The following is a 23513-nucleotide window of genomic DNA, read 5'->3' as shown; positions in this document are numbered from 1 at the left end:
TTCGTCAGAGCGCGTCCCGGATTTTCGCTGCATTGGCCGCCAGCACGCCGCCGTCTTCCATCTTGCCGGAATGCGGCTTGAGCGCTGCACCCTCGTAGCGCGGGATGACGTGGAAATGCAGGTGAAAGACCGATTGTCCGGCCGGCGCTTCGTTGAACTGCATGATGGTGATTCCATCGGCGTCGAACGCTTCCTGTGCGGCAACAGCGATCTTCTGCACTACAGCAATGAGCGGTGACAAGGTCGCCGGGTCGGCGTCGAGGATGTTGCGCGACGGTGCCTTGGGGATGACCAGGACATGGCCTTCCGACTGGGGCATCACGTCCATGAAGGCGAGCGTGTTGTCATCCTCGAAAACCTTGTGGGCGGGAATCTCGCCGCGCAGGATCTTTCCGAAAATATTGTTGGTGTCATAGGCGCCGCCGGTCATCCGCGTGTCTCCTCTGCAATAATCCTGGAATTCAGTCGTCGATGTCTTGCCGTTCGCCTTTGCGAAACGGACTGTGTTCGGTGAGAATGTCACCCATCTGCTCTACATCCTGCCGTTCCCGCTCGAGGTAATCGGCCACCGCACGCCGCAGGCCCGGATGCGCGATGAAATGAGCGGAATGGGTGGTCGTCGGCAGATAGCCGCGGGCGAGTTTGTGTTCCCCCTGCGCGCCAGCCTCGACGCGGTTCAATCCCTTCGAAATCGCAAAATCGATCGCCTGATGATAGCAGACTTCGAAATGCAGGAAGGGATGATCCTCGATCGCGCCCCAGTGACGCCCATAGAGCGCATCGCTGCCGATGAAATTGATCGCACCGGCGATATACTTGCCGTTGCGCTTCGCCATGACAAGCAAGATGTCGTCCGGCATGCTCTGTGCGATCAGCGAATAGAATTTGCGGGTCAGATAGGGGCGGCCCCATTTGCGGCCTCCAGTGTCCATGTAGAAGCGGAAGAACTGGTCCCAGATGCTTTCCGTCAGATCCTTGCCGGTCAGCCAGTCGATGCTGATATGGTTTTCCAGCGCCGCCCGCCGTTCCTTCTTCAAGGCCTTGCGCTTGCGCGACGCCAGCGTTTCCAGAAAATCGTTGTGAGAGGCGTAGCCGTCATTGAGGAAATGGAACTGCTGATCGGTCCTGTGCAAGAAGCCCGCACGTTCGAATGTGGGAATTTCCTGTTCCGGAACAAAGGTTACATGGGCGGAGGACACGTTGTGGCGCCGCGCCAGTTCCTGAAGGCCGGCGGCGAGGGAGTCGCGGACCACGGATGTATCCGCGCCGATGGCTGCCAGCAGTCTCGGCCCGGTCGCCGGTGTGAAGGGGACGGAGGACTGCAGTTTCGGATAATAGCGCCCGCCGGCCCGTTCCAGCGCGTCGGCCCATCCGTGGTCGAAGACATATTCGCCCTGGCTGTGGTTCTTCAGGTAGGAAATCAGGCCGCCGGCTAGGCCGCCCTTGTCGTCTTCCATCAGCAGGTGCTGGCCAAGCCAGCCGGTCTCGGCCGTGGCAGAGCCGGATTCCTCCAGTGCTGACAGATAGGCATACGAGATGAACGGATTATAGAGACCGCCGGGCTGTCCCTTCGAGGCACCCGACAGCCCATCCCAGCTTTCCTTCGAAATATCCCGGAAGGATGTCTCGACGCGGATTTTGACTTCGCCTGTCATGCTCTAAGCGATGAGCCTTTCCTTGGGGTCGAAACCCTCGAATGTCATCTGATCCGCATATTTGAACGTGTGCTCGACAGCCTCCTGATCACGGACCGTCCAGGTAATGATGGCGCGTCCGAGCGACTGCTGCTTGGTGATGAAGGAATTTGGCAGATCGCGATAGAAATAGGAAATGAAATCAAGGCCAAGCTGCATCGCTTCTTCGTGAACGGCGAATTCGGCCTCGTTGATCCCTCCGGCCGTCAGTCCGACCGGGAAGGGGGCGCTGAGTTCCTTCAGATCCTTGAGCAGCCAATGGTCGAAGCTCATCAGCGCGATCGGGCCATCATAGCTTTCGAGCGTTTCGAGCGCGGCGGCGGCGAAGCCTTCGTCATCGCCCCGCCGGCCCTTCAGTTCCAGCACGATCGGGACCCGGCCTTTCACCAGCCGGAGAAGCTGTCCTAGCGTCGGGATCTTGTCGGCGGTGCCGCCGATGGCGATCAGGCCGAGTTCGCCGGCGGTCTTGGCGCGGACATCGCCCTTGATGCCGCACAGGCGCTGCATGTCATCATCGTGGAAGACCACGGGGACACTATCGGCGGTGTATTGCAGGTCGCATTCGATCGCGAAGCCGTTTTCGACGGCGCGGGCGAAAGCCGAGAGCGTATTTTCCCATATCGTTTTGTTGAGATCGTGATAGCCGCGATGGGCAATGGGCTGGGCCGTCAGCCAGGACAGGTCTGTCATCGTCTGTAATCCGATCAAGCGATTTCGATGACGGCGTCGATCTCGACGGCGGCATTCAGGGGCAGGGCGGCCATGCCGACAGCAGCGCGCGCGTGAATGCCGGCATCACCCAGTACCTTGGCAATCAGGTTCGAGGCACCGTTGATGACCAGGTGCTGCTCGACGAAGGTCGGCTTGGAAGCGACGAAACCGTTAAGCTTGACGATGCGGCGGATGCGCGAAAGATCGCCGCCCAGCGCTGCCTTAGCCTGGGCGAGGATGTTGATGGCGCAGAGTTCAGCGGCGCGCTGGCCGGTGGCGACATCGACATCGTCCCCGAGATGGCCGGTCACTGCGATCTTGCCGTCTTCCATGGGCAACTGGCCGGAAATGTAGAGATGCGATCCGCTGATGACGAAGGGAACATAGTTGGCGGCTGGAGCAGCGGCCTGGGGAAGAGTGATTCCCAGTTCCTTGATGCGTGCTTCTATTTCTGCGGACATGGATAACTCCGGTGATTGTTGTGTTTTGCCATCAAATGCTGCATGCAAAGCCGTGATTCATGAAGTCGTGAAATACGCTTTCGTGGTCATTCATGCCTCGCTTTTGCCGGATGTGTTCTTATAGCATCGGTGGCGAGTCCAACAGGAGGAAACGGATGTTTCGTTCAGGCTTTGCCTCTGTCGTTCTGACATGGGTCTGTTTTTCGGGCATGACAGCCGGCGGCGTTTCCGCTGCTTCGGCCAATATTCTTGTGCCGCATCGCGCCGTCTATGACCTGGAACTGAAAGACGCCTCCGAACGCTCCGGCATTTCGGGCATGTATGGCCGCATGGTCTATGAGTTCAACGGTTCTGCCTGCGAAGGCTATACCGTCAGTTTCCGCTTTGTCACCAAGGTCGATACCGGGGAAGAGATCAAGCTGACGGATCAGCAGACGACGACCTACGAAGACTTGAAGAACGGCAATTTCCGCTTCCTGACCCGCTCCTTCACCGACGAGAAGCTCGACAAGGAGGTGCGTGGCTCTGCCCATGAAGCTGAGGAAGGCGTGAAGGTAGACCTGACATCGCCGGACAAGCGCGAAGTCGATCTCGCCCAGAGCCTGTTTCCGACAGAGCATATGCTCGAGGTCATCGATCACGCCAAGAAGGGCGAAAGACTGTTTGAGTCCCGCATCTTCGACGGATCCGATTCGGGCGACAAGACGCTGATCACGACGACGATGGTGGGCAAGCTCCAGGAGCCGGCTCCAAGCGACGTCGAGACGGGCGATGCCGGCAAGGCCGGCGCGATGGCGGCCAAGCCCTATTGGCCGGTGACCATTTCCTATTTCAACGACGATGCGTCAGGGGACGCTCTGCCGATCTACCGCATGGAGTTCAAGCTCTATGAAAACGGCATCACCCGTGACCTGACGATGGATTACGGCGATTTCGTCCTGAGTGGCAAGCTTGCCAACCTTGAAATGTTCAAGGAAGGCGACTGCAAGTAGCCATCATCTGTCTGCCCGGCAGTATTTTGCGCCATCGCCCTTGATTTATCGGGCGACAGCGGGTATGGGCACCGCATTCCACACGTAAGGTTTGGGATCGTCCGGGAGAAATCCGGGCAATTCCACCCGGTGGCATCTTCTGAAGAGGGTGCTGTTTGCCTTGCGGAGGTTCAACCGGAAAAGGAGAAAAAGGCATGGCATTGCCTGATTTCAGCATGCGCCAGCTTCTGGAAGCTGGTGTTCACTTCGGTCACCAGACTCATCGCTGGAACCCGAAAATGAAGCCGTACATCTTCGGCGATCGTTCGAACGTACACATCATCGATCTCGCTCAGACCGTTCCGCTTCTGTCTCGCGCGCTGCAGACCGTCAGCGACACTGTCGCCAAGGGCGGTCGTGTTCTGTTCGTCGGCACCAAGCGCCAAGCATCGGAAATCATCGCTGATGCTGCCAAGCGTTCGGCCCAGTACTACGTCAACGCCCGCTGGCTCGGCGGCATGATGACCAACTGGAAGACGATTTCGAACTCGATCCAGCGCCTGCGCAAGCTCGACGAGATTCTGGCTTCGGAAGCTTCGGGCTATTCGAAGAAGGAGCGTCTGAACCTTGAGCGCGAACGCGAAAAGCTGAACCGCGCTCTCGGCGGCATCCGCGACATGGGCGGCGTTCCGGACCTGATGTTCATCATCGACACCAACAAGGAATCGATCGCGATCGAAGAGGCCAAGCGTCTTGGCATCCCGGTTGTCGCCATCATCGATAGCAACTGCGATCCGGACCAGATCGACTTCCCGATCCCCGGCAACGACGACGCTTCGCGTGCGATCTCACTGTATTGCGATCTGATCTCGCGTGCAGCACTTGACGGCATCGCCCGTCAGCAGAGCTCGTCGGGTCGTGACCTCGGCGCCGCTTCCGACCTGCCGCTCGAGCCGGCTCTCGAAGAAGTCGCTGCCGAAGCCTGATAAGGCAGGATGGCGGGGTACAGCGCCGCGCGTCAGATATGACGCGCAAAGGTCGCTGTAACACATTCGATATGCTGCATAATTTTATCCTTAAATCGATTCCGATTTAAGGAATTGTGCAGCAGCCCGCCATTCCATTCAGACAATCAGGACAAGGCCGTTTACGACTGAAGAAGTGAACGGCCTTGTGCTTTTGCATCGGGTGAGCCTTTTGACGCTGACCACGAAAGATGCGAATCGTCGCGATGAAACTTTCATCACGATGTCACATTCAGGGGTCATGCCCTGCCACATCCTCCTGGTAACGCGCCGGTTTTCTGGCAGCGCGCCAGCCGAACAAACGAAGAGGCAAAAAAGATGAGCACTATTACTGCAGCAATGGTGAAGGAACTGCGCGAAACGACCGGCGCAGGCATGATGGATTGCAAGAAGGCACTCAACGAAACCAACGGCGACATGGAAGCCGCGATCGACTGGCTGCGCGCCAAGGGCATCGCCAAGGCTGACAAGAAGTCCGGCCGTGCCGCTGCTGAAGGCCTGATCGGCATCGCATCCGCCGGCACCAAGGCCGTCGTCGTCGAGCTCAATTCCGAGACCGACTTCGTCGCCCGTAACGATGCCTTCCAGGATCTGGTTCGTGGCATCGCTGCCGTTGCCCTCGAAACCAATGGTACCGTCGACGCGATCTCCGCTGCCACCTATCCGGCAACCGGCAAGTCCGTCGCGGAAACCGTCACCGATGCGATCGCCACCATCGGCGAGAACATGACGCTGCGCCGTTCGGCTCTGCTGTCCGTCGAAGACGGTGTTGTCGCTACCTACATCCACAACTCGGTGGCGGACGGCCTCGGCAAGCTCGGCGTTCTCGTTGCGCTCAAGTCGACCGGCGACAAGACGGCGCTCAACGCGATCGGCCGCCAGGTTGCCATGCACATCGCTGCGACCAACCCGCTCGCCATCCGTTCGACCGAAGTCGATCCGGCTGTTGCCGAGCGCGAGCGCAACATCTTCATCGAGCAGTCCCGCGCCTCGGGCAAGCCGGACAACATCATCGAGAAGATGGTCGACGGCCGCATGCGCAAGTTCTTCGAGGAAGTCGCTCTTCTGTCGCAGGCTTTCGTCATGAACCCCGACCTGACCGTCGAGGCTGCCATCAAGGAAGCTGAAAAGACCGTCGGCGCACCGATCGAGGTTGCAGGCATGGCTCGCCTCCTGCTCGGCGAAGGCGTCGAAAAGGAAGAGACCGACTTCGCCGCTGAAGTGGCGGCTGTCGCCAAGGGTTGATTTCTTCATCCTGATTGGGAAAACCACCATCCTTGGTGGGAAACATCCGGGGCATCGCGTGACAACGCGGTGCCCTTCGTGTATCCGGCATCATCATCCAATTGCCGCAGGCTCCCCCGGAGATTATCCGGGGCGATAACGGCCGCGCAGGGATGAAAGATCAGTTTCATGCACCATCTTGCATGGGTGCCCCTTTCGACAGGAGTGACGATGCCGGCCAAACCTCTCTATAAACGCGTGCTGCTGAAGGCTTCCGGCGAAGCACTGATGGGAAACCAGGGCTTCGGTATCGACGTCGCCGTTGCTGATCGCATCGCCTCCGACATTGCCGAAGCACGCGCGATGGGAGTGGAGGTGGGCGTCGTCGTCGGCGGCGGCAACATCTTCCGCGGTGTCGCTGTTGCCTCCAAGGGCGGCGATCGCGTGACCGGCGACCATATGGGCATGCTGGCAACCGTCATCAATGCTCTGGCGCTCGCGACGTCGCTTCGCAAGCTTGACATCGATACCGTGGTTCTGTCGGCGATCGCCATGCCGGAAATCTGCGAAAGCTTCTCGCAGCGCGCCACGCTCTATCACCTGTCGCTCGGTCGCGTGGTGATCTTTGCCGGCGGTACCGGCAATCCGTTCTTCACGACGGATTCGGCCGCAGCCCTTCGCGCCGCCGAAATGGGCGCGGAAGCGATCTTCAAGGGCACGCAGGTCGATGGCATCTACACCGCCGACCCGAAGAAGGACCCGACTGCGACCCGCTACGAGCGCCTCACGCACAGCGAAGTCCTGCAGCAGGGACTCGCGGTGATGGATGTCGCCGCCGTTGCGCTGGCGCGGGAAAACAGCATTCCGATTATCGTCTTCTCCATCCACGAGAAGGGCGGATTCGCCGAAATCTTGACCGGCGGCGGCCGGGCGACCATCGTTACCGACAATTGAGCTTGAGGGCGGCTTGGTTGCCGCCATGATAAACGGGAGTTTGATCCATGAGTGAAGGTATTGACCTGAGTGATCTGAAGCGCCGCATGGATGGTGCCATCAATGCGTTCAAGAGCGATATCGCTTCGCTGCGGACCGGTCGTGCATCGGCAAACGTGCTCGATCCGGTCATGGTGGAAGCCTATGGTTCGCGTGTGCCGCTGAACCAGGTTGCCAACATTACCGTTCCCGAGGCGCGCATGCTCGGTGTTTCCATCTGGGACAAGTCGATGGTCAACGCTGTCGACCGCGCCATCCGCGAATCGAATCTCGGCCTCAATCCGATCGTCGATGGCCAGAATCTCCGCATCCCGCTGCCGGAGCTGAACGAAGAGCGCCGCCGGTCGCTGGTGAAGGTGGCTCACGACTATACCGAGAAGGCGAAGATTGCGGTGCGCAACGTTCGCCGCGACGGCATGGACAGCCTGAAAAAAGCCGAAAAGGACGGCCAGATCGGGCAGGATATCAGCCGCAGCCAGTCGGACAAGGTTCAGAAAATGACGGATGAGATGATTTCCGACATCGACCGCTTGCTCGCCGATAAGGAAAAGGAAATCATGCAGGTATAGCCTGCTGATTTCGAGTCTCTGTTTTATCGGACCATAGATGTCAAACCCATTGCTTAGAAATGTCCCTGCGCATGTTGCCATCATCATGGATGGCAATGGCCGCTGGGCCAATTCGCGTGGTCTTCCGCGCACGATGGGGCATCGCAAGGGCGTGGAGGCTGTGCGCGAGGCTGTCCGTACCGCAGGCGAGGTGGGAATCCGCTATCTGACGCTGTTTGCCTTCTCCTCGGAGAACTGGAGCCGTCCGGAGGCGGAAGTGTCCGATCTGATGGGGCTGCTCAAGGCGTTCATCCGGCGCGATCTGGCCGATCTGCATCAACAGAATGTCCGCATTCGTGTCATCGGCGACAAGACGAACCTGCGAGGCGATATCCTGCCCCTGCTTCTGGAGGCGGAGGAGACAACGCGCGGCAATACCGGGATCACGCTTGTGATCGCATTCAACTACGGTTCGCGCGACGAGATGACTCGCGCGATGCGCGCCCTGGCGATCGACGTTGCTGAAGGTCATCTGACGGCGGATCAGATCACGCCGGAGCGCATTGCAAGCAAGCTCGACACGGCTGGTATACCGGATCCGGATCTCGTGCTGCGCACCAGCGGCGAGGAGCGGCTGTCGAATTTCCTGCTGTGGCAAGCGGCCTATTCCGAACTCCTGTTCATTCCGGAACTCTGGCCGGACTTCACGCGTGAGGTCTTCCTGGCGGCGCTGAAGACGTATGCCGGACGGGAGCGCCGCTTCGGCGGACTTTCGCAGCCGACAATGGCGGTTGGTTCCTGATGCAGACGGAACTGCGATTGCGCATCATCTCCGGCATCGTGCTTGCCGTCATCGCGCTTGGCGCGACCTGGGCCGGCGGCACCGTGTTTGAGCTTCTTTCGGTGGCGATCGCGCTGCTGGTCTATTACGAGTGGTCGACCATCACGCGGCTGGCGGAAGCCGACTTTCAAGGCAATGCCTTCGGCTGGCTGTCGCAGGTCGTTATAGCAGCTCTGATTCTTCTCGATAATTCCAATCTGACGCTGCTCGCGCTTGCAGGGTTCGTTGGCGCAGCCGCAATCTGGACCGCCATCCGGCGCGGAAGCTGGTGGCTGCCTGGGGGCATCGTCTACGCGGGGCTGACCGGCATTTCCCTTTCAGCGATCCGCGGCGATAGCGACATCGGCCTGTTGGCGATGATCTTCGTTTTCGCCGTCGTCTGGGCGACAGACGTCCTGGCGTATTTTACCGGCAGGGCGATCGGCGGGCCGAAACTCGCGCCGCGCATCTCACCCGGCAAGACCTGGTCTGGCGCCATCGGGGGAACCGTTTCCGGCGTTGTCGCGGGTGTTCTGGTCTACATGAGCCACTTTTCGCTGGACGGGGCCATCATTCCGCTGCTGGCGCTTGTACTCTCTGTCTTCAGCCAGATTGGAGATTTGTTTGAATCCTATATCAAGCGCCGTTTTGGCGTGAAGGATTCAAGCAAACTCATTCCCGGTCACGGCGGTGTCATGGACCGTGTGGATGGTCTTGTTTTTGCCTGCTTTGCCGCGCTTCTGATTGCACTTGTGCAAGTCGTGTCCGCGGGCGGAATGGCTGCGCCTGTGGGGGCAATCCTGCTGGGGCCGTGAGGCCTCGCATACCTGATCGAGGGACGACATGGCTCATCTGGCCGACACGCTTCAACTGATTCTCGGCTATATCGTACCGTTCCTGCTGGTTCTGACATTGCTCGTCTTCGTGCACGAGATGGGGCACTATCTGGTCGGCCGCTGGTCAGGTATCCGCATCCTTGCCTTTTCTGTCGGATTCGGCCCGGAACTCTTCGGCTATACCGACAAGCACGGGACGCGCTGGAAGTTCTGCGCCATCCCTCTGGGGGGCTACGTGAAGTTCTTCGGCGACGAAGACGCGGCCAGCGTTCCCGATTACAGCCGTCTCGAACAATATTCCGAGGAAGATCGCGGCCGGACGTTCCTGGGAGCGAAACTCTGGAAACGCGCGGCAACGGTCGCCGCCGGTCCCATCGCCAATTTCATTCTCGCCATCGCCATCTTCGCCGTGCTGTTTTCGATCTATGGGAAGCCGGTCGCCGATCCTGTCGTTGCCGAGGTGAAGGAAAACAGCGCCGCCGCGAAGGCCGGCGTCTTGCCGGGAGATCTGCTCATTTCTATCGACGGAACGCCGGTGACGACCTTCGATGACGTCCGGCGCTATGTCAGCGTGCGGCCGGAAACGCCGATCACCATTCAGATCAAGCGGAAGGGTGAAACGCTCGACCTGCCGATGGTGCCGCAGCGCACCGAGATCACCGACCAGTTCGGCAACAAGATGGAATTGGGAATCATCGGTATCCTGACCAATCAGGAGACCGGCAATTTCCGTCTGCAGACATTCGGCCCGATTGAGGCCGTGGGGCAGGGTGCGGTCGAAAGTTGGCATATCGTCACCGGCACGTTCGACTACCTCTCCAATCTCGTTCTGGGCCGCATGAAGGCTGATCAGCTGGGCGGACCGATCCGCGTGGCGCAGGCATCCGGCCAGATGGCGACGATCGGTGTCGCTGCCGTTTTGCAATTGGCGGCGGTCCTGTCGGTTTCCATTGGACTTCTCAATCTAATGCCGGTTCCGGTACTTGATGGCGGCCATCTGATGTTTTATGCGGTTGAAGCCCTGCGGGGAAAACCCGTCGGGCCGCGCATGCAGGACATCGCTTTCCGCATCGGTTTCGCCATGGTTTTGATGCTGATGGTGTTTGCCACGTGGAACGATATCAGTTCGCTGCTGGGCTAGGAATTCGGGGTTCGCGCCGGTGGTGCGGTCTTCTTGGAGGTGATCAGCTTGTTGGGATTTCAATGGGTTGATCGAAAGGAATTGTTTACGATAATACAAATCTGTAGTGGCCGTTAGGACACGGTTTCAATTGAAGTAAACAGAAATTAACGTCCGACCTTGCTTGTATGGGAAAAGCGGTTAAAACGGCAACCGTGACCGGAGTCGGTACGAGTTCGCTGCGGGGCATTGGGAAGAAGGTAAGATTTATGAAAGCTGGTTCAAGATTTTTGAACGCGGTGTCGGCGTTTGCGCTGTCTGCTAGTGTGGTCGCATCGGGGACTGGCATTGTAACCCTTGCAAGTGCAGCTGTCGCAGAAGCAGCAACCATCAGCCGTGTCGAAGTCCGTGGCGCTACCCGCGTCAGCCCAGAGACCGTCCGCGCTAACATCACCATCGTTCCCGGCAAGAGCTTCAGCAACGCTGAAATCGACGCTTCCGTGAAGCGCCTCTACGCCACAGGCTATTTCTCTGACGTCAGCATCAATGTTTCCGGTGGCACGCTCGTCGTGACGGTTTCTGAAAACCAGCTGGTCAATCAGGTCGTCTTCAACGGCAACCGCAAGATCAAGGACGACAAGTTGCAGGCTGTCGTTCGCACCCGTTCGCTCGGTCCGTACAGCGAGGCGACGGCAGAATACGATATTCAGGCTATCAAGGATGCCTATGCAGGCATTGGTCGCGAAGACGTGACTGTCACGACGCAGGTCGTTCCAATCGCCGAAGGTCGCGTCAATCTCGCCTTCGTTATCAATGAAGGTGACCGCACCAAGATCACGGCTATCAATTTCGTCGGCAACAATGCCTACAGCAATGGCCGGCTCGAGGCCGTCATCGCGACCAAGGAATCGGGTATTTTCTCATTCCTGAGCCGCAAGGATGTTTACAACGCCGATAAGTTGCGCGCTGACGAGGAGTTGCTGCGCCAGTTCTATTACAATCGTGGTTACGCGGATTTCCGTGTCGTCTCGTCGGATGCTGTCCTCGATGAGGCCACCAACGAATACACGGTGACGATCACTGTCGAAGAGGGCGAGCGCTATGACTTTGGCGCCGTCAACGTCGAATCGACTGTCGAGGGCGTCAATGCAGACGAACTGCGTGGGCTCGTTCAGAGCTCCGAAGGTTCGATCTACAAGGCCAAGGATGTGCAGGAAAGCATTTCCGCTATCTCCAAGCGTGTCGCTGCGCAGGGTTATCCCTTCGCTCGCGTAACGCCGCGTGGCAACCGCGATTTCGGTAATCGCACGATCGCTGTTGACTATCTCGTCGACCAGGGCGAGCGCGCCTATATCGAGCGTATCGAAATTCGCGGCAATACCCGCACTCGTGACTACGTCATCCGCCGCGAATTCGACATGAGCGAAGGCGATGCGTTCAACCAGGAAATGATTGCTTCGGCAAAGCGCCGTCTTGAGGCGCTCGGCTACTTCTCCACCGTGAACATCTCGACGCAGCCCGGCTCGGCCGGCGACCGCGTCGTGGTTGTCGTCGATGTCGAAGATCAGTCGACCGGTTCGTTCGGTATCGGTGCGGGCTATTCGGCCGGTAGCGGCGGCGGCTTCCTGCTGGAAGCCTCGATCGAGGAAAAGAATTTCCTCGGCCGCGGTCAGTATATCCGTCTTGCCGCCGGTCGCGGCGAGGACAGCCGGACCTACAACGTTTCGTTCACCGAGCCCTATTTCCTCGGATATCGTCTGGCCGCCGGCTTCGACGTCTTCAAGAACGAGAACGATTACGACGACGACAACTACAGCTACGAAGATCAAGGTTTCAGCCTGCGCGTAACCGCGCCGATCACCGAGCGACTGTCGACGACGTTCCGTTACAACTACACCCAGATGGACTATCACGGCGATACGGACGATCTTTCGAGCCCGTATGACCGCGTCGTGAACAAGTCTGAATGGACGCGCTCGTCGATCTCACAGACGCTCACCTACAATTCGCTTGACGATGCGACCCTGCCGCATGAAGGCATTCTTGCCTCGGCGACCCAGGAATATGCGGGTCTCGGTGGTACGTCCGACTTCTACAAGCTGACTGCCAAGGGTAAGTGGTACTACACGCTCAACGACGACGCCGACCTCATCGCGTCTCTGGGTGCGACCGCAGGTCACGTGTTCAACACGGGCGGCAAGATGGAAGTCTTCGATCAGTTCCAGCTCGGCAGCAACGATATCCGTGGCTTCGAGCGTAATGGTATCGGTCCGCGCAGCGACAAGTACGGCGATTCCCTTGGTGGTACGACCTACTTCACGGCTTCGGCGGAAGCGACATTCCCGTTGCCATTCGTCTCGCGTGACGCTGGTTTCCGTGGCGCGATCTTCGCCGATGCCGGTACGCTGTACGGCAACGATGTCGATACGACTGCGGATGACGATGTCGTCGGCACCAAGGCCTCGCTGCGTGCCTCGGTCGGTCTCGGCCTGATCTGGGCATCGCCGTTCGGTCCGCTGCGTGTCGACTACGCGTTCCCGGTTGCCAAGGAAGACTATGACCGGATCCAGAACCTGAAGTTCGGTATCTCGTCGTCCTTCTAATCCTTGCAGTCCAGAACTGCCTGCCAAAACTGTTCTGGGGTTGAGCATGGAAAATAATTGGTTCTTCCCACCACATGATGGGGTTCGCCTGAGTGATCTGGCGGACCAGATTGGTGCGTCGCTCGAAGACAAGATGCTTGCTGACCGGCTCGCCCGGTCAGTTTCGCCCGTCTACCGGGCGAAGGAGGGCGATATATGCTATATGTTGTCCCGCAAGAGCCGCGATGAACTAGCGACCTGTCAGGCGACGGCTATCATCTGCGACAAGACGATTGCGTCGCTCGTTCCTTCCCATATCCCCGTTCTCTTGACCGCGAATGCGCATCAGGCGCATACGGCGTTTGCGCTGGCGGGGTCGATCCTGCATCCGCAGGCCATGCGTCCGGTCCAGAATCTGTCGGGTTCTTCGGGCATTTCCCCGGCGGCTTTTGTCGATCCGACCGCGCAGATCGAGGGCGATGTCGAAGTCGAGGCGACGGCTGTCATCGGTGCGGGTGCCCATATCGGTTCAGGGACGCGTATTGCGGCGGGTGCCGTCATCGGCCCGGGGGTCAGGATCGGGCGTGATTGCACTATTTCGACCGGGGCCAGCGTTCTCTATGCGCTCGTCGGCAACGAGGTCATCATTCATCCCGGTGCACGCATCGGTCAGGATGGCTTCGGGAATGCGCCGGGTCCGCGCGGCGGCATGATCAAGATTGTGCAGATCGGTCGCGTCATCCTGCAGGACCGTGTCGAGATCGGCGCCAATACAACAATCGACCGCGGCGCGATGGACGACACTGTGGTCGGTGAAGGCACGAAAATCGACAATATGGTTCAGCTTGGCCACAATGTTCGCGTCGGCCGTCATTGCGGCATTGCCGCGCAGGTCGGCATCGCCGGTAGCACGCGCATCGGCGATGGCGTCTTGATCGGCGGCGCAGCCGCGATAAATGGTCATATCACGATCGGCGACAGGGCGCAGATCGCCGCAATGAGTGGTGTCGCGGCGGACGTTCCGCCCGGAGAACGCTACGGCGGCATACCGGCGCGCCCCATGCGCGACTTTTTGAGAGACGTGGCGGAAATGACCGCACGGGCACATAACAGGCAGAAGAAATCGGGAGGCAATGATGAGTGAAGCAGGAACCGCCGTTCTCGGTACGGCCGATATCAGGGAAATCCTGAAGCTGCTTCCGCATCGCTATCCGTTCCTGCTGGTGGACCGGATCATCGAGATCGATGGCGACAACTCGGCGATCGGCATCAAGAATGTTACCGCCAACGAACCGCATTTCACCGGGCATTTCCCAGAGCAGCCGATCATGCCGGGCGTTCTCCTGATCGAGGGCATGGCGCAGACAGCGGGTGCGATCTGCGCGCGCAAGACCGGCGATGGCAGCAATCTCGTCTATTTCATGACGATCGATAACGCCCGATTCCGCAAGCCGGTCGTGCCGGGCGACCGTGTCGAGTTCCATGTCGTCAAGCAGAAGCAGCGCGGCAATATCTGGAAGTTTCATTGTGATGCAAAAGTTGACGGGCAACTTGTCGCAGAAGCTGATATCGGCGCGATGATTATCAGCAAGGAAGACGCCTGACCATGATTGCCTCCACTGCGAAGATTCATCCGCTTTCGGTCATTGAAGACGGAGCGGTGATCGGCGACAACGTCGTTGTCGGCCCCTTCTGCCATATCGGGCCGAAGGTGACACTCGCAGACAATGTCGAACTCATCAGCCATGTCGTCATTCTTGGCCGAACGACGGTCGGCAAGGGTACGAAGATCTTCCCCTCGGCCGTCATCGGCGGAGATTCGCAGAGCGTGCACCACAGCGCTGTCGATACGACCCTCGTGATCGGTGAAAACTGCACGATCCGCGAAGGTGTGACGATGAACACCGGCACGGTCGAGCATGGTGGCACGACGATCGTCGGCGACAACAACCTGTTCCTCGCCTATTCGCATGTCGCGCATGATTGCCGTCTCGGCAACAACATCATCTTGTCGAACAACGTCATGCTGGCCGGTCATGTCACGGTCGGTGATCGTGCCATTCTTGGCGGCGGTTCGGCGGTGCATCAGTTCACCCGCATCGGTCGCCAGGCCTTCATCGGCGGACTGTCCGCTGTCGCCTATGATGTCATTCCCTATGGCATGCTGAATGGCAATCCGGGCCTGCTTGGTGGTCTCAACGTCGTTGGCATGAGCCGCTCCGGCATCGAAAAACCGGTTATCCACGCCGTGCGCCGTGCCTACAAGCAGATCTTCGAGGGTTCGGAATCGATCCGCGCGAATGCTGCCGCGATCCGCGACGATTATGCCGATTGCCCGCCAGCCGTTGAAATTCTCGATTTCATCGCTGCCGAGAGTGATCGCGCCCTGTCATCACCGACACGGGGCAGCAAGGGCTGAGGCAAATGAGCTTAGACAGCCGGCCAGACACCAAAGACCGGCTGGCGATCATCGCTGGCGGCGGCCTGCTACCGTTGCACGTCGCGCAGGCGGCCAAGCTTCACGGCGAAAATCCCTTCATCATCGCGCTCGCCAATGAATCTGAGCGCGATTGGTCTTCCTTCGATCATGCGACGCTCGGGATCGGCAATTTCAAGGCGATCAGCGGCGTTTTTCGCGAGGCCGGGATCGGTCGTGTCGTGATGTCGGGGGCTGTCCGCCGCCGTCCGGACTGGCGCGATATCAAGCCGACGCTCAGGAGTCTGACGAAAGTGCCAAGCGTGCTCAGCACGCTGCTTTCAGGCGGGGACGATGCCGTTTTGAAAATGGCGATCGAACTGATTGAAACCAATGGCGCGCGTGTTATCGGCGTCCAAGAGATCGTTCCTGAGCTTCTGGCTGAGATCGGAACTCTGGGTCGTTATGCGCCCGGAACGGAAGATCTGGCGGATATCGAGGCTGCTGAGGCGGCAGCCATCGCGCTCGGTCATCTCGATGTTGGGCAGGGCGCTGTCGCCGTCGGCGGACGAGTCGTTGCGCTGGAAGGGCCAGAGGGCACCGACGCCATGCTGGAGCGCGTGGGCAAGCTGAAGGCGGATGGACGCATCTCCAGCCGTCGCAAGGGTGTTCTGGTCAAACTGTGCAAACCGCAGCAGGATCTGCGCGCCGATCTGCCATCTGTCGGGCCATCGACCATAAAGGGGGCGAAGGCTGCGGGCCTTGCCGGTATCGCCGTGGAAGCAGGCAGGGCACTGGTCCTGGAGCGTGACGAAATGATCCGGCTTGCCGACGAGGCGGGGTTGTTCATTACCGGCATCGACCGGGAACTGCTGCGGGGCGGGCGATGAGCGACCGACCGCTGAAGCTCGCTGTCATCGCCGGTGAAGTTTCCGGCGACCTTCTCGGCGCCGATCTCGTCAAGTCGCTGCGGCCGCTTGTCGATAGCGAGCTGTCCCTCGCCGGCGTCGGCGGCGAAGGGCTCGAAGCGGAAGGCCTCGTTTCCCTCTTCGACTATTCCGAACTGTCGATCATGGGTATCTCCCAAGTGCTGGGGCGCCTGCCGAAACTTATCCTGCGGATCCGCCAGACCGCTGCCGCCATCGTCGCGGCAAAGCCCGATATCCTGCTCATCATCGACAGTCCCGATTTTACGCACCGTGTTGCGCGTCTCGTGCGCAAGTCACTGCCGGAACTGCCGATCGTCAATTATGTCTGCCCTAGCGTCTGGGCGTGGAAAGAGGAACGGGCCGTCAAGATGCGGCCTTATGTCGACCATGTCCTCGCTGTCCTGCCGTTCGAGCCGGAGGTGATGAAGCGCCTCGGCGGACCGCCGACGACCTATGTCGGCCATCGGCTGGCAAGTGATGCCAATGTGCTTTCGGTGCGGAAACAACAGATCGCAAGGCAGTATGGCAATCTGACTGCGGATACAGCGACCTGTCTGCTTCTCCCGGGCTCGCGCGGCAGCGAGATCAGGCGACTTCTTCCGGATTTCGGTGAAACTGCAACGGAATTGCGGGCTCGGCATCCCGGTATTCGCTTCCTGCTTCCGACAGTTCCGAAGCAGGAAGCCCTTGTTCGGGAGATCACCGCGTCCTGGTCGGTCAAGCCGGCGATCACCGTCGGCGCCGCCGCCAAATGGCAGGCCTTTGCGGCAGCGGATGCGGCGATGGCGGCGTCCGGCACGGTGATTCTGGAACTCGGCCTGTGCGGCATCCCGGTTATCTCCACATACAAGGCCGATTGGATCATCCGATTGATGCACAAGCGGATCAAGATCTGGACAGCGGCGATACCCAATCTGGTGGCCGATTATCCGGTCGTTCCGGAATACCTGAACGAGGCCATCAAGCCAGGCGCGCTGTCACGCTGGATGGAGCGATTGACGGCGGCAACGCCGGAGCGCGAAGCGATGCTGGAGGGGTTCCGTACCGTCTGGCAGCGCATGGCGACGGAGAGGCCGCCCGGTGAGTCGGCGGCACGTATCGTCCTTCAGGTCCTCAACGAAAAAAAGCCCGGCCATTTCTGACCGGGCTTTTTCAATAGGTGATCTTCGAGCTTAACGCTTCGAAACCGGGATGTAATCGCGTTCCGTCTCGCCGATATAGAGCTGACGCGGGCGGCCGATGCGCTGATCCGGATCCTCGATCATTTCGTTCCACTGCGCAATCCAGCCGACGGTGCGGGCAAGAGCGAAGAGAACGGTGAACATGGTCGTGGGGAAGCCCAGCGCCTTCAGTGTGATGCCCGAATAGAAGTCGATGTTCGGGTAGAGCTTCTTCTCGATGAAGTAGCTGTCGGTCAGAGCGATACGCTCCAGTTCCATGGCCACTTCCAAGAGCGGATCGTCCTTGTGACCGAGTTCGGCCAAAACTTCATGCGTCGTTTTTTGCATGATCTTGGCGCGCGGGTCGTAGTTCTTGTAGACGCGGTGACCGAAGCCCATCAGGCGGAACGGATCGTTCTTGTCCTTGGCCTTGGCGACATATTCTGGGATACGGTCGACCGTGCCGATTTCGGCGAGCATGTTCAGCGCCGCTTCATTGGCGCCGCCGTGGGCAGGGCCCCAGAGGCAGGCGATCCCGGCGGCGATACAGGCAAACGGGTTGGCACCCGACGAACCGGCAAGGCGAACCGTAGAGGTCGAGGCGTTCTGCTCGTGGTCGGCGTGCAGGATGAAGATGCGGTCCATGGCGCGAGCCAGAACCGGATTGACGACATAATCTTCGCACGGCACGGCGAAGCACATGCGCAGGAAGTTCGACGCATAGTCGAGATCGTTCTTCGGGTAAACGAAGGGCTGGCCGATATGGTACTTGTAGGCCATGGCGGCGAGCGTCGGCATCTTGGCGATCATGCGCAACGACGCTACCATGCGCTGGTGCGGATCGGTGATGTCGGTCGAGTCGTGATAGAAGGCCGACAGTGCGCCGACACAGCCGCACATGACGGCCATCGGATGCGCGTCGCGGCGGAAGCCGGTGAAGAAGCGCGACATCTGCTCGTGCACCATCGTGTGATGGGTAACTCGGTGGTCGAAGTCGAGCTTCTGTGCCTTGGTGGGCAGTTCGCCGTAGAGCAGGAGATAGCAGACTTCAAGGAAGTCGCCATGCTCAGCCAACTGCTCGATCGGATAACCGCGGTGCAGCAACACGCCCTGGTCACCGTCAATATAGGTAATCTTGGATTCGCACGACGCGGTCGATGTGAAACCCGGGTCATACGTAAACTGGCCAGTCTGTTTGTAGAGCGTGCCGATATCGACGACATCCGGACCGATCGACCCCGATCGAACCGGTAAGTCCACCGATTTTCCGTCGACCGTCACAACTGCGCTTTTTCCTGTCATGGGGATCCTCCGTTTGCAGCAAATTGGCACACAATTATGCCGCAGATATTAACGCCGACCATTTGCTATCCGATTTAATGACAACTGCCAAGTTGAACCAAAGGCAAATGGTGCGACGCAAAATTAGGCATATGGCAATGCAATAATTGCACGTTCAGCCAATAAGTCCAATGCCATAATCGATGGTTCATCCGGCACTTCCATCAGGAAAATGAAAGTCTTGCCGCTTTTTTAGGCGTATAACTCGACGGTTGCATTCGCTCTCGTCGGGTTGCAAACTGACTGCGGGCAGGGGCTGATGGAACGGCATTCATGCAAGAGGGGCAGGAGCCAGTTTTGGTGTCACGCAGCCGCTTTCGCGGTGCGCTCGCGGATGCGGGGGAAGGCGCGCTGCTTATCCCCGAAACGCTGCACAAACCCCGAAAATCCGAGGTTTTCCATCGCGCCATCCTGACCCGTCAGCAGCGACTACGAACGCACTGGCGTGGTGCGATCAGCGATGCGGTGGAGCAGGAGCGGGCTTTCGGTCATCCGTTTCTCTTTGCTCCCGTGTTTCTCGGAGCGGGTGCGCTCGTCTGGTTTTCACTGCCCGAAACGCCGGGTCTTTTCAAACTTGCACTGCTGCTCTGCGTTTTTATCATGGCAGCGACCCTTCTAAGGCACTCCCCCGGCGTCTGGCGCATAGCAGCGCAAGTTTCTGCTTTGTTTGTCGGCGGGATGATGCTCGCTGCCTGGGAAACGGCGCGCATGGACACGGTGCTGCTCGATACGCCGGTCACGACCATGGTGCGTGGGACTGTCACGGGACGGGAAACGACGGACAAGGGCTATTGGCGCTATACGGTCGCTGTTTCCGGGACAGCCGATCCGAAACTGAAGAGACCACCCGAGATGGTCACGCTCCTTTCGCGCAACCGGGACGTAGCGATCCCGATCGGGGACGGTATCGAGGGCAGGGCAAGGTTGTCGCCCCCGTCGGGCGCGGCGCTCGCCGGGTTGAACGATTTTGCCTTCGACAGCTACTTCAAGGGGATTGGCGCCGTCGGCTACTTTTATGGGAAGCCAAAAGCCATCGCCGCCCCTGAAGGTTTCGACAAGGGCTGGGCTGATCGCCTGCGTGCCGAGGTGGCTGACACAATCGCCCGCTGGCGTGAAACCATCGGAGCGCGGATTCGCGGAACGATCGGCGGCGATGCCGGGGCGATTGCTGCAGCGCTGGTGACGGCAGAAGAGCGCGCCATCAGCCGTCCGACGATCGAGGCGTTGCGCGAAGCAGGACTGGCGCATGTCCTGGCGATCTCCGGGCTCAACATGGTGCTGGCGGCCGGCACCTTCCTGATCGGTGCTCGAACGCTGCTCAGCCTTGTTCCGGGGCTGGCGCACCGATTCCCGATCAAGAAGCTGGCGGCCGCCGGCGCCTTGGTCATGGTCTTCTTCTATATTCTGATCTCGGGTGGAGCCGTCTCCGCCGTGCGCTCCTGGATCATGATTTCGATCATGCTCGTTGCCGTCTTCTTCGACCGGCCATCGATCAGTCTGCGCAACGTCGCACTCTCGGCGATCATTATCCTGGTGGTGACGCCCTCGGCGGTGACAGGTCCGGGGTTTCAGATGTCCTTCGCTGCCACGCGGGCGCTGGTGGCGGGTTATGCGTATTGGCGTGAACGGCCCGACCGCGATCTCCTGCCGGCGAATCCCCGGATGAAAGGGCTGAAAATCGTCGGCGCATTCTTTGCCGGCCTGTTGCTCAGTTCATTCATCGGCGGCATGTCGACGATGATCTATTCTGCCGGCCATTTTCATAACCTCGCGGCGTACGGTCTGATCGGCAACGTGCTGGCCATGCCGGTCATCAGCATTCTCGTCATGCCATTCGCGCTGCTTGCCATGCTGTTGATGCCTTTCGGGCTGGATCATTATCCGCTGCTGGTGATGGGAAAGGGGATCGAATGGATGATCGCCATCGCCACAATGGTCTCGTCCTGGGGCGGACAGGTGACGACCGGCCGGGTTCCCGAGACGGCCTTCCTGCTGATTGCGGCTGGCGGAGTGCTGGCCTGTCTCCTCAGGACATGGCTTGCGGTTTCGGGCCTGTGCGTTGTCGCAATCGGGCTTGTCGTCGGCTGGGCAGGCGACGTGCCGCGACCGGTATTGGTGATTGCCGAGGACGGGCGTCTGGTTGCGATGATCGATGGAAGTGCGGCGGCAAGCACCCGCGTCCAGCCGCCGGATTTCATCTTCTCGCAATGGCAGCGTGCGCTTCATCTGGACGATCATCACAAGCCGAAGCAGCGTGCCGATCTCGCTCTCAAGGATGCGGAGGCGGGGGAGCCAGAAATGGCGCAAACCGCCGGAGCAAAAATCGATAGGCCGCCTATCGACAAGGATGCCGCGCGTGCCGCCATCCGCCAGCTTCTGGCGGCTTCCGCCCCTGGGCGTTTCGCCTGCGTGCCCAAGCAGATTTGTGCTGCAACGACCAGCCAAGGGTGGCAGATCATCACGGTGGATGATGCACGTTTTATCGGTGTTGCCTGCGACGAGGCCGACATCGTTGTCACGCCGGCGATGCTGCGCTTTTTGACCTGCCGGTCCGGTGCGACGCTGTTCAGCGGCCAAAGCCTGCGGCGTTCCGGTGCGGTTGAGATTCACGCAAAGCCGCCGACCAACACAGGTAAAGTTGGAATGTGGCTGATCTCGGCCGAGAAGCAGTTGCGTCGTCCATGGGCTCGTCACCGCATCTACGATTGGCGGAGCGGTCGATTCGATGACACCACGATCGCGGATTGAGCGATTTTTGTCTGATTCCCATGGGTAATGCAGCCGCATTCTGTTATTCTTGATTAAATAACTCCACAAATCCTTGTCTTTCGGTCATACTCGTCTTATGAAGCCGCATTTGTCGAGGCCGTTCGCTTTATGCTGGCTTTCGAATTCAGGATTTGCGTGTTCACGGTCTCTCTTCTCCCAAGGGCAGCCGGGCGATTGATAGGTAAGGACGAGGTCATGCCGAACCGGGCTATGCCGAAATTGATCATGCTTGCGGCCGTGCTGCTTGCGGTCTCGAATGCCGGAGCGCTTCACGCGCAGGAAACGCAGGCTCCTGCCGGCAGCGAAGTTCAGCAACCCGCTGCGGCTGTGACGACAGATGGCGTAACGCAGGCTGCTCCAGCCCAGACGGCCACGCAAACTGCGCCCGCCGATGCGACGACACAGGCAGCCCCTGCCGACGCGGCAACGGACGTCACGCCTGCCGCTCAGGGCGAGCAGGGCGATGGTCAAGCCGCCGCCAATCCGGTTCTGCCGCACGATCTGTCGCCGATGGGCATGTTCATGGCTGCCGATATCGTCGTGAAGGGCGTGATGACCGCGCTTGCACTGGCATCGGTCGCGACCTGGGCGATCCTGCTGGTCAAGATATTTGAACTTTCTGCCGCAAAGCGTGCGGCCCGGCGCGCCGTAAGGGCTCTCACCGACGCCGTCGTCCTGCGTGACGTGCGGGCTTCGTTTGCCGCCAAGAAGGGGCCGGCGGCACAGATGATCGAAGCCGCCAGCGACGAACTGTCCAAGTCCGAAGCTGTTCTCGATGTGGTCTCGACGCAGGGTGTCAAGGAGCGCGTTGCATCCCAGGTCTCGCGTATTGAAGCCCGCGCCGGGAAGAGCATCGCCGGCGGCACCGGCGTGCTGGCGACGATCGGCTCGATTTCCCCGTTTGTCGGTCTGTTCGGTACTGTCTGGGGGATCATGAACTCCTTCATCGGCATCAGCCAGGCGCAGACCACCAATCTGGCCATCGTCGCCCCGGGTATTGCCGAGGCGTTGTTGGCAACCGCCATCGGCCTCGTCGCGGCTATCCCCGCCGTCGTCATCTACAACTATTTCGCCCGCTCGATTGCCGGGTATCGCCTGATCCTGGCGGATGCCTCGGCCGCCGTCGAGCGTGTCGTCAGCCGCGACCTCGACTTCCGTCAGGCCCGCCGGATCGCGCCGCGCAAGGCTGATGGCCATGCGCATTCGGACGCCGGCATCGCACGGATCGGATAAGACCATGGCCAGCAAAATCAGCGAAGGTGCCGGCGATCTCGACGAAAACAGCGAAATCAACGTCACGCCTTTCATCGACGTCATGCTCGTCCTTCTGATCATCTTCATGGTGGCGGCGCCGCTTGCGACCGTCGACATGAAAGTCGATCTGCCGCAATCGGCGGCAACCCCTGCCAAGCGTGACGACAAGCCGGTTTTCGTCACCCTGAAGGCGGATTTGACGCTTGCTCTCGGCAATGATGAAACCAACCGCGACAATTTTGTCGGCGAACTCAACAAGATGACCGAAGGCAACACGCAGACTCGCATCCTGCTGCGCGCCGACAAGGCCGTCGATTACAGTGAGTTGATGACGGTCATGAATCTCATCCAGCGGGCGGGCTATACGAAAATCGGGCTGGTTGGCCTGGAGGCGGCGCCCTCAGGCTGAACAACCGGTTCAGCCTTTGGTCTTAACGATCAGGACTTTGTGCGCCTGACCGTTTTTCGTTCAGGGCATGCTATCGGAGCGGACGGAATATCCCCCGAATATTCTTGGCAACCATATTCGAACCGGTGCGACCAGCGTTGCGAAGCTTGCTTTTTTGCGAGAACTGCATTCCATAGCTTGAAACGGCTGATGCGCGGATTTATGAGCTTGGCCATATCCGGCGCAAGGCAATGCGCGCAAACCGGACGAC

Annotated in this window: 23 protein-coding genes; 17 read left to right on the top strand and 6 right to left on the bottom strand. The window is 59.6% G+C overall.

Annotated features, from left to right (window positions below; all coding sequences use genetic code 11):
- Nucleotides 1–4 precede the first annotated feature (4 nt).
- The 4 genes from ASG68_RS22710 to ASG68_RS22695 are packed head-to-tail and all read right to left on the bottom strand — an operon-like array spanning nt 5 to nt 2866.
- The gene (locus ASG68_RS22710) at nt 5–430 is read right to left on the bottom strand and encodes an HIT family protein (RefSeq protein WP_062585605.1); all 426 of its coding nucleotides are present in this window, start codon (nt 428–430) and stop codon (nt 5–7) included.
- 31 nt (nt 431–461) lie between these two features.
- A complete protein-coding gene (locus ASG68_RS22705; protein WP_062585607.1) occupies nt 462–1655 on the bottom strand; it encodes a GNAT family N-acetyltransferase in 1194 nt (397 codons plus the stop codon).
- 3 nt (nt 1656–1658) lie between these two features.
- A complete protein-coding gene (locus ASG68_RS22700) occupies nt 1659–2384 on the bottom strand; it encodes a glycerophosphodiester phosphodiesterase (RefSeq protein WP_062585609.1) in 726 nt (241 codons plus the stop codon).
- Nucleotides 2385–2398: 14 nt separating this feature from the next.
- A complete protein-coding gene (locus ASG68_RS22695) occupies nt 2399–2866 on the bottom strand; it encodes a RidA family protein (RefSeq protein ID WP_062585612.1) in 468 nt (155 codons plus the stop codon).
- 155 nt (nt 2867–3021) lie between these two features.
- Here ASG68_RS22695 and ASG68_RS22690 point away from each other — a divergent pair, with 155 nt between their 5' ends.
- The 3 genes from ASG68_RS22690 to tsf all read left to right on the top strand — a co-directional run bounded on the left by ASG68_RS22690 (nt 3022) and on the right by tsf (nt 6107).
- Nucleotides 3022–3858, top strand: coding sequence for a cell envelope integrity EipB family protein (locus ASG68_RS22690; RefSeq protein ID WP_062585614.1), 837 nt, complete (start codon nt 3022–3024; stop codon nt 3856–3858).
- Between the two features lie 194 nt (nt 3859–4052).
- Nucleotides 4053–4823: a 30S ribosomal protein S2 gene (gene rpsB / locus ASG68_RS22685; RefSeq protein WP_062585616.1), complete on the top strand. Its 771-nt coding sequence runs from the start codon at nt 4053–4055 to the stop codon at nt 4821–4823.
- Between the two features lie 357 nt (nt 4824–5180).
- Nucleotides 5181–6107 (top strand): translation elongation factor Ts, encoded by a 927-nt coding sequence (gene tsf, locus ASG68_RS22680; RefSeq protein ID WP_062585618.1) that lies wholly within the window; start codon nt 5181–5183, stop codon nt 6105–6107.
- A 5-nt stretch (nt 6108–6112) separates the two neighbouring features.
- Here tsf and ASG68_RS32070 read toward each other — a convergent pair whose 3' ends face one another.
- Nucleotides 6113–6277: a hypothetical protein gene (locus tag ASG68_RS32070; protein WP_210173835.1), complete on the bottom strand. Its 165-nt coding sequence runs from the start codon at nt 6275–6277 to the stop codon at nt 6113–6115.
- Nucleotides 6278–6317: 40 nt separating this feature from the next.
- Between ASG68_RS32070 and pyrH the strand changes: the two genes are divergently transcribed.
- The 11 genes from pyrH (at nt 6318) to lpxB (ending at nt 17472) form a co-directional block, all read left to right on the top strand.
- Nucleotides 6318–7040, top strand: a complete 723-nt coding sequence (gene pyrH / locus ASG68_RS22675) for a UMP kinase (RefSeq protein ID WP_062585849.1) — start codon at nt 6318–6320, stop codon at nt 7038–7040.
- Nucleotides 7041–7087: 47 nt separating this feature from the next.
- Nucleotides 7088–7648, top strand: a complete 561-nt coding sequence (gene frr / locus ASG68_RS22670) for a ribosome recycling factor (protein ID WP_062585620.1) — start codon at nt 7088–7090, stop codon at nt 7646–7648.
- Between the two features lie 37 nt (nt 7649–7685).
- Nucleotides 7686–8429 (top strand): isoprenyl transferase, encoded by a 744-nt coding sequence (locus tag ASG68_RS22665; RefSeq protein WP_062585622.1) that lies wholly within the window; start codon nt 7686–7688, stop codon nt 8427–8429.
- Entirely contained in the window at nt 8429–9262 is an 834-nt protein-coding gene (locus ASG68_RS22660) for a phosphatidate cytidylyltransferase (RefSeq protein ID WP_062585624.1), read from the top strand. Before ASG68_RS22665 ends, ASG68_RS22660 begins: the two co-directional genes overlap by 1 nt.
- A gap of 28 nt (nt 9263–9290) precedes the next feature.
- Nucleotides 9291–10424, top strand: a complete 1134-nt coding sequence (rseP, locus tag ASG68_RS22655; RefSeq protein WP_062585625.1) for an RIP metalloprotease RseP — start codon at nt 9291–9293, stop codon at nt 10422–10424.
- A 248-nt stretch (nt 10425–10672) separates the two neighbouring features.
- Complete coding sequence (bamA, locus tag ASG68_RS22650; RefSeq protein WP_062585626.1) at nt 10673–13006, top strand: outer membrane protein assembly factor BamA; 2334 nt, start codon at nt 10673–10675, stop codon at nt 13004–13006.
- A 46-nt stretch (nt 13007–13052) separates the two neighbouring features.
- Entirely contained in the window at nt 13053–14129 is a 1077-nt protein-coding gene (lpxD, locus tag ASG68_RS22645) for a UDP-3-O-(3-hydroxymyristoyl)glucosamine N-acyltransferase (protein ID WP_062585628.1), read from the top strand.
- Nucleotides 14122–14589 (top strand): 3-hydroxyacyl-ACP dehydratase FabZ, encoded by a 468-nt coding sequence (gene fabZ, locus ASG68_RS22640; protein ID WP_062585630.1) that lies wholly within the window; start codon nt 14122–14124, stop codon nt 14587–14589. The genes lpxD and fabZ overlap by 8 nt, the downstream gene beginning before the upstream one ends.
- A gap of 2 nt (nt 14590–14591) precedes the next feature.
- Nucleotides 14592–15404 carry an acyl-ACP--UDP-N-acetylglucosamine O-acyltransferase gene (gene lpxA / locus ASG68_RS22635; RefSeq protein WP_156373659.1) on the top strand — a complete coding sequence of 271 codons (813 nt, stop codon included), beginning with the start codon at nt 14592–14594 and terminating at the stop codon, nt 15402–15404.
- Between the two features lie 5 nt (nt 15405–15409).
- Complete coding sequence (locus ASG68_RS22630; RefSeq protein ID WP_062585635.1) at nt 15410–16291, top strand: LpxI family protein; 882 nt, start codon at nt 15410–15412, stop codon at nt 16289–16291.
- Nucleotides 16288–17472, top strand: a complete 1185-nt coding sequence (lpxB, locus tag ASG68_RS22625) for a lipid-A-disaccharide synthase (protein ID WP_062585637.1) — start codon at nt 16288–16290, stop codon at nt 17470–17472. The genes ASG68_RS22630 and lpxB overlap by 4 nt, the downstream gene beginning before the upstream one ends.
- Before the next feature lie 30 nt (nt 17473–17502).
- On the opposite strand, the gene gltA is transcribed toward lpxB, so the two are convergent.
- A complete protein-coding gene (gltA, locus tag ASG68_RS22620; RefSeq protein ID WP_062585640.1) occupies nt 17503–18792 on the bottom strand; it encodes a citrate synthase in 1290 nt (429 codons plus the stop codon).
- Between the two features lie 339 nt (nt 18793–19131).
- On the opposite strand from gltA, the gene ASG68_RS22615 reads away from it, so the two are divergent.
- From ASG68_RS22615 to exbD, 3 genes are all read left to right on the top strand, one after another.
- Nucleotides 19132–21579 (top strand): ComEC/Rec2 family competence protein, encoded by a 2448-nt coding sequence (locus ASG68_RS22615; protein ID WP_244484312.1) that lies wholly within the window; start codon nt 19132–19134, stop codon nt 21577–21579.
- 216 nt (nt 21580–21795) lie between these two features.
- Nucleotides 21796–22833 carry a tonB-system energizer ExbB gene (gene exbB / locus ASG68_RS22610; RefSeq protein WP_062585642.1) on the top strand — a complete coding sequence of 346 codons (1038 nt, stop codon included), beginning with the start codon at nt 21796–21798 and terminating at the stop codon, nt 22831–22833.
- Nucleotides 22834–22837: 4 nt separating this feature from the next.
- On the top strand, nt 22838–23263 hold the full coding sequence (gene exbD / locus ASG68_RS22605; RefSeq protein ID WP_062610196.1) for a TonB system transport protein ExbD: 426 nt from the start codon (nt 22838–22840) through the stop codon (nt 23261–23263).
- Nucleotides 23264–23513: the final 250 nt, after the last annotated feature.

Origin of the sequence: Rhizobium sp. Leaf453, from assembly GCF_001425605.1 — a bacterium.
In the GTDB taxonomy this organism is placed as follows: Bacteria; Pseudomonadota; Alphaproteobacteria; order Rhizobiales; family Rhizobiaceae; genus Pararhizobium.
The sequence above is the reverse complement of the archived record's forward strand: the minus strand, read 5'-3'. Positions and strand labels throughout refer to the sequence as shown.

Bases quoted from the DNA above. Each gene is read 5' to 3' on its own strand.
- ASG68_RS22710 (WP_062585605.1), bottom strand. From the start codon at position 430: ATGACCGGCGGCGCCTATGACACCAACAATATTTTCGGAAAGATCCTG.
- ASG68_RS22705 (WP_062585607.1), bottom strand. From the start codon at position 1,655: ATGACAGGCGAAGTCAAAATCCGCGTCGAGACATCCTTCCGGGATATT.
- ASG68_RS22700 (WP_062585609.1), bottom strand. From the start codon at position 2,384: ATGACAGACCTGTCCTGGCTGACGGCCCAGCCCATTGCCCATCGCGGC.
- ASG68_RS22695 (WP_062585612.1), bottom strand. From the start codon at position 2,866: ATGTCCGCAGAAATAGAAGCACGCATCAAGGAACTGGGAATCACTCTT.
- ASG68_RS22690 (WP_062585614.1), top strand. From the start codon at position 3,022: ATGTTTCGTTCAGGCTTTGCCTCTGTCGTTCTGACATGGGTCTGTTTT.
- rpsB (WP_062585616.1), top strand. From the start codon at position 4,053: ATGGCATTGCCTGATTTCAGCATGCGCCAGCTTCTGGAAGCTGGTGTT.
- tsf (WP_062585618.1), top strand. From the start codon at position 5,181: ATGAGCACTATTACTGCAGCAATGGTGAAGGAACTGCGCGAAACGACC.
- ASG68_RS32070 (WP_210173835.1), bottom strand. From the start codon at position 6,277: ATGAAACTGATCTTTCATCCCTGCGCGGCCGTTATCGCCCCGGATAAT.
- pyrH (WP_062585849.1), top strand. From the start codon at position 6,318: ATGCCGGCCAAACCTCTCTATAAACGCGTGCTGCTGAAGGCTTCCGGC.
- frr (WP_062585620.1), top strand. From the start codon at position 7,088: ATGAGTGAAGGTATTGACCTGAGTGATCTGAAGCGCCGCATGGATGGT.
- ASG68_RS22665 (WP_062585622.1), top strand. From the start codon at position 7,686: ATGTCAAACCCATTGCTTAGAAATGTCCCTGCGCATGTTGCCATCATC.
- ASG68_RS22660 (WP_062585624.1), top strand. From the start codon at position 8,429: ATGCAGACGGAACTGCGATTGCGCATCATCTCCGGCATCGTGCTTGCC.
- rseP (WP_062585625.1), top strand. From the start codon at position 9,291: ATGGCTCATCTGGCCGACACGCTTCAACTGATTCTCGGCTATATCGTA.
- bamA (WP_062585626.1), top strand. From the start codon at position 10,673: ATGAAAGCTGGTTCAAGATTTTTGAACGCGGTGTCGGCGTTTGCGCTG.
- lpxD (WP_062585628.1), top strand. From the start codon at position 13,053: ATGGAAAATAATTGGTTCTTCCCACCACATGATGGGGTTCGCCTGAGT.
- fabZ (WP_062585630.1), top strand. From the start codon at position 14,122: ATGAGTGAAGCAGGAACCGCCGTTCTCGGTACGGCCGATATCAGGGAA.
- lpxA (WP_156373659.1), top strand. From the start codon at position 14,592: ATGATTGCCTCCACTGCGAAGATTCATCCGCTTTCGGTCATTGAAGAC.
- ASG68_RS22630 (WP_062585635.1), top strand. From the start codon at position 15,410: ATGAGCTTAGACAGCCGGCCAGACACCAAAGACCGGCTGGCGATCATC.
- lpxB (WP_062585637.1), top strand. From the start codon at position 16,288: ATGAGCGACCGACCGCTGAAGCTCGCTGTCATCGCCGGTGAAGTTTCC.
- gltA (WP_062585640.1), bottom strand. From the start codon at position 18,792: ATGACAGGAAAAAGCGCAGTTGTGACGGTCGACGGAAAATCGGTGGAC.
- exbB (WP_062585642.1), top strand. From the start codon at position 21,796: ATGCCGAACCGGGCTATGCCGAAATTGATCATGCTTGCGGCCGTGCTG.
- exbD (WP_062610196.1), top strand. From the start codon at position 22,838: ATGGCCAGCAAAATCAGCGAAGGTGCCGGCGATCTCGACGAAAACAGC.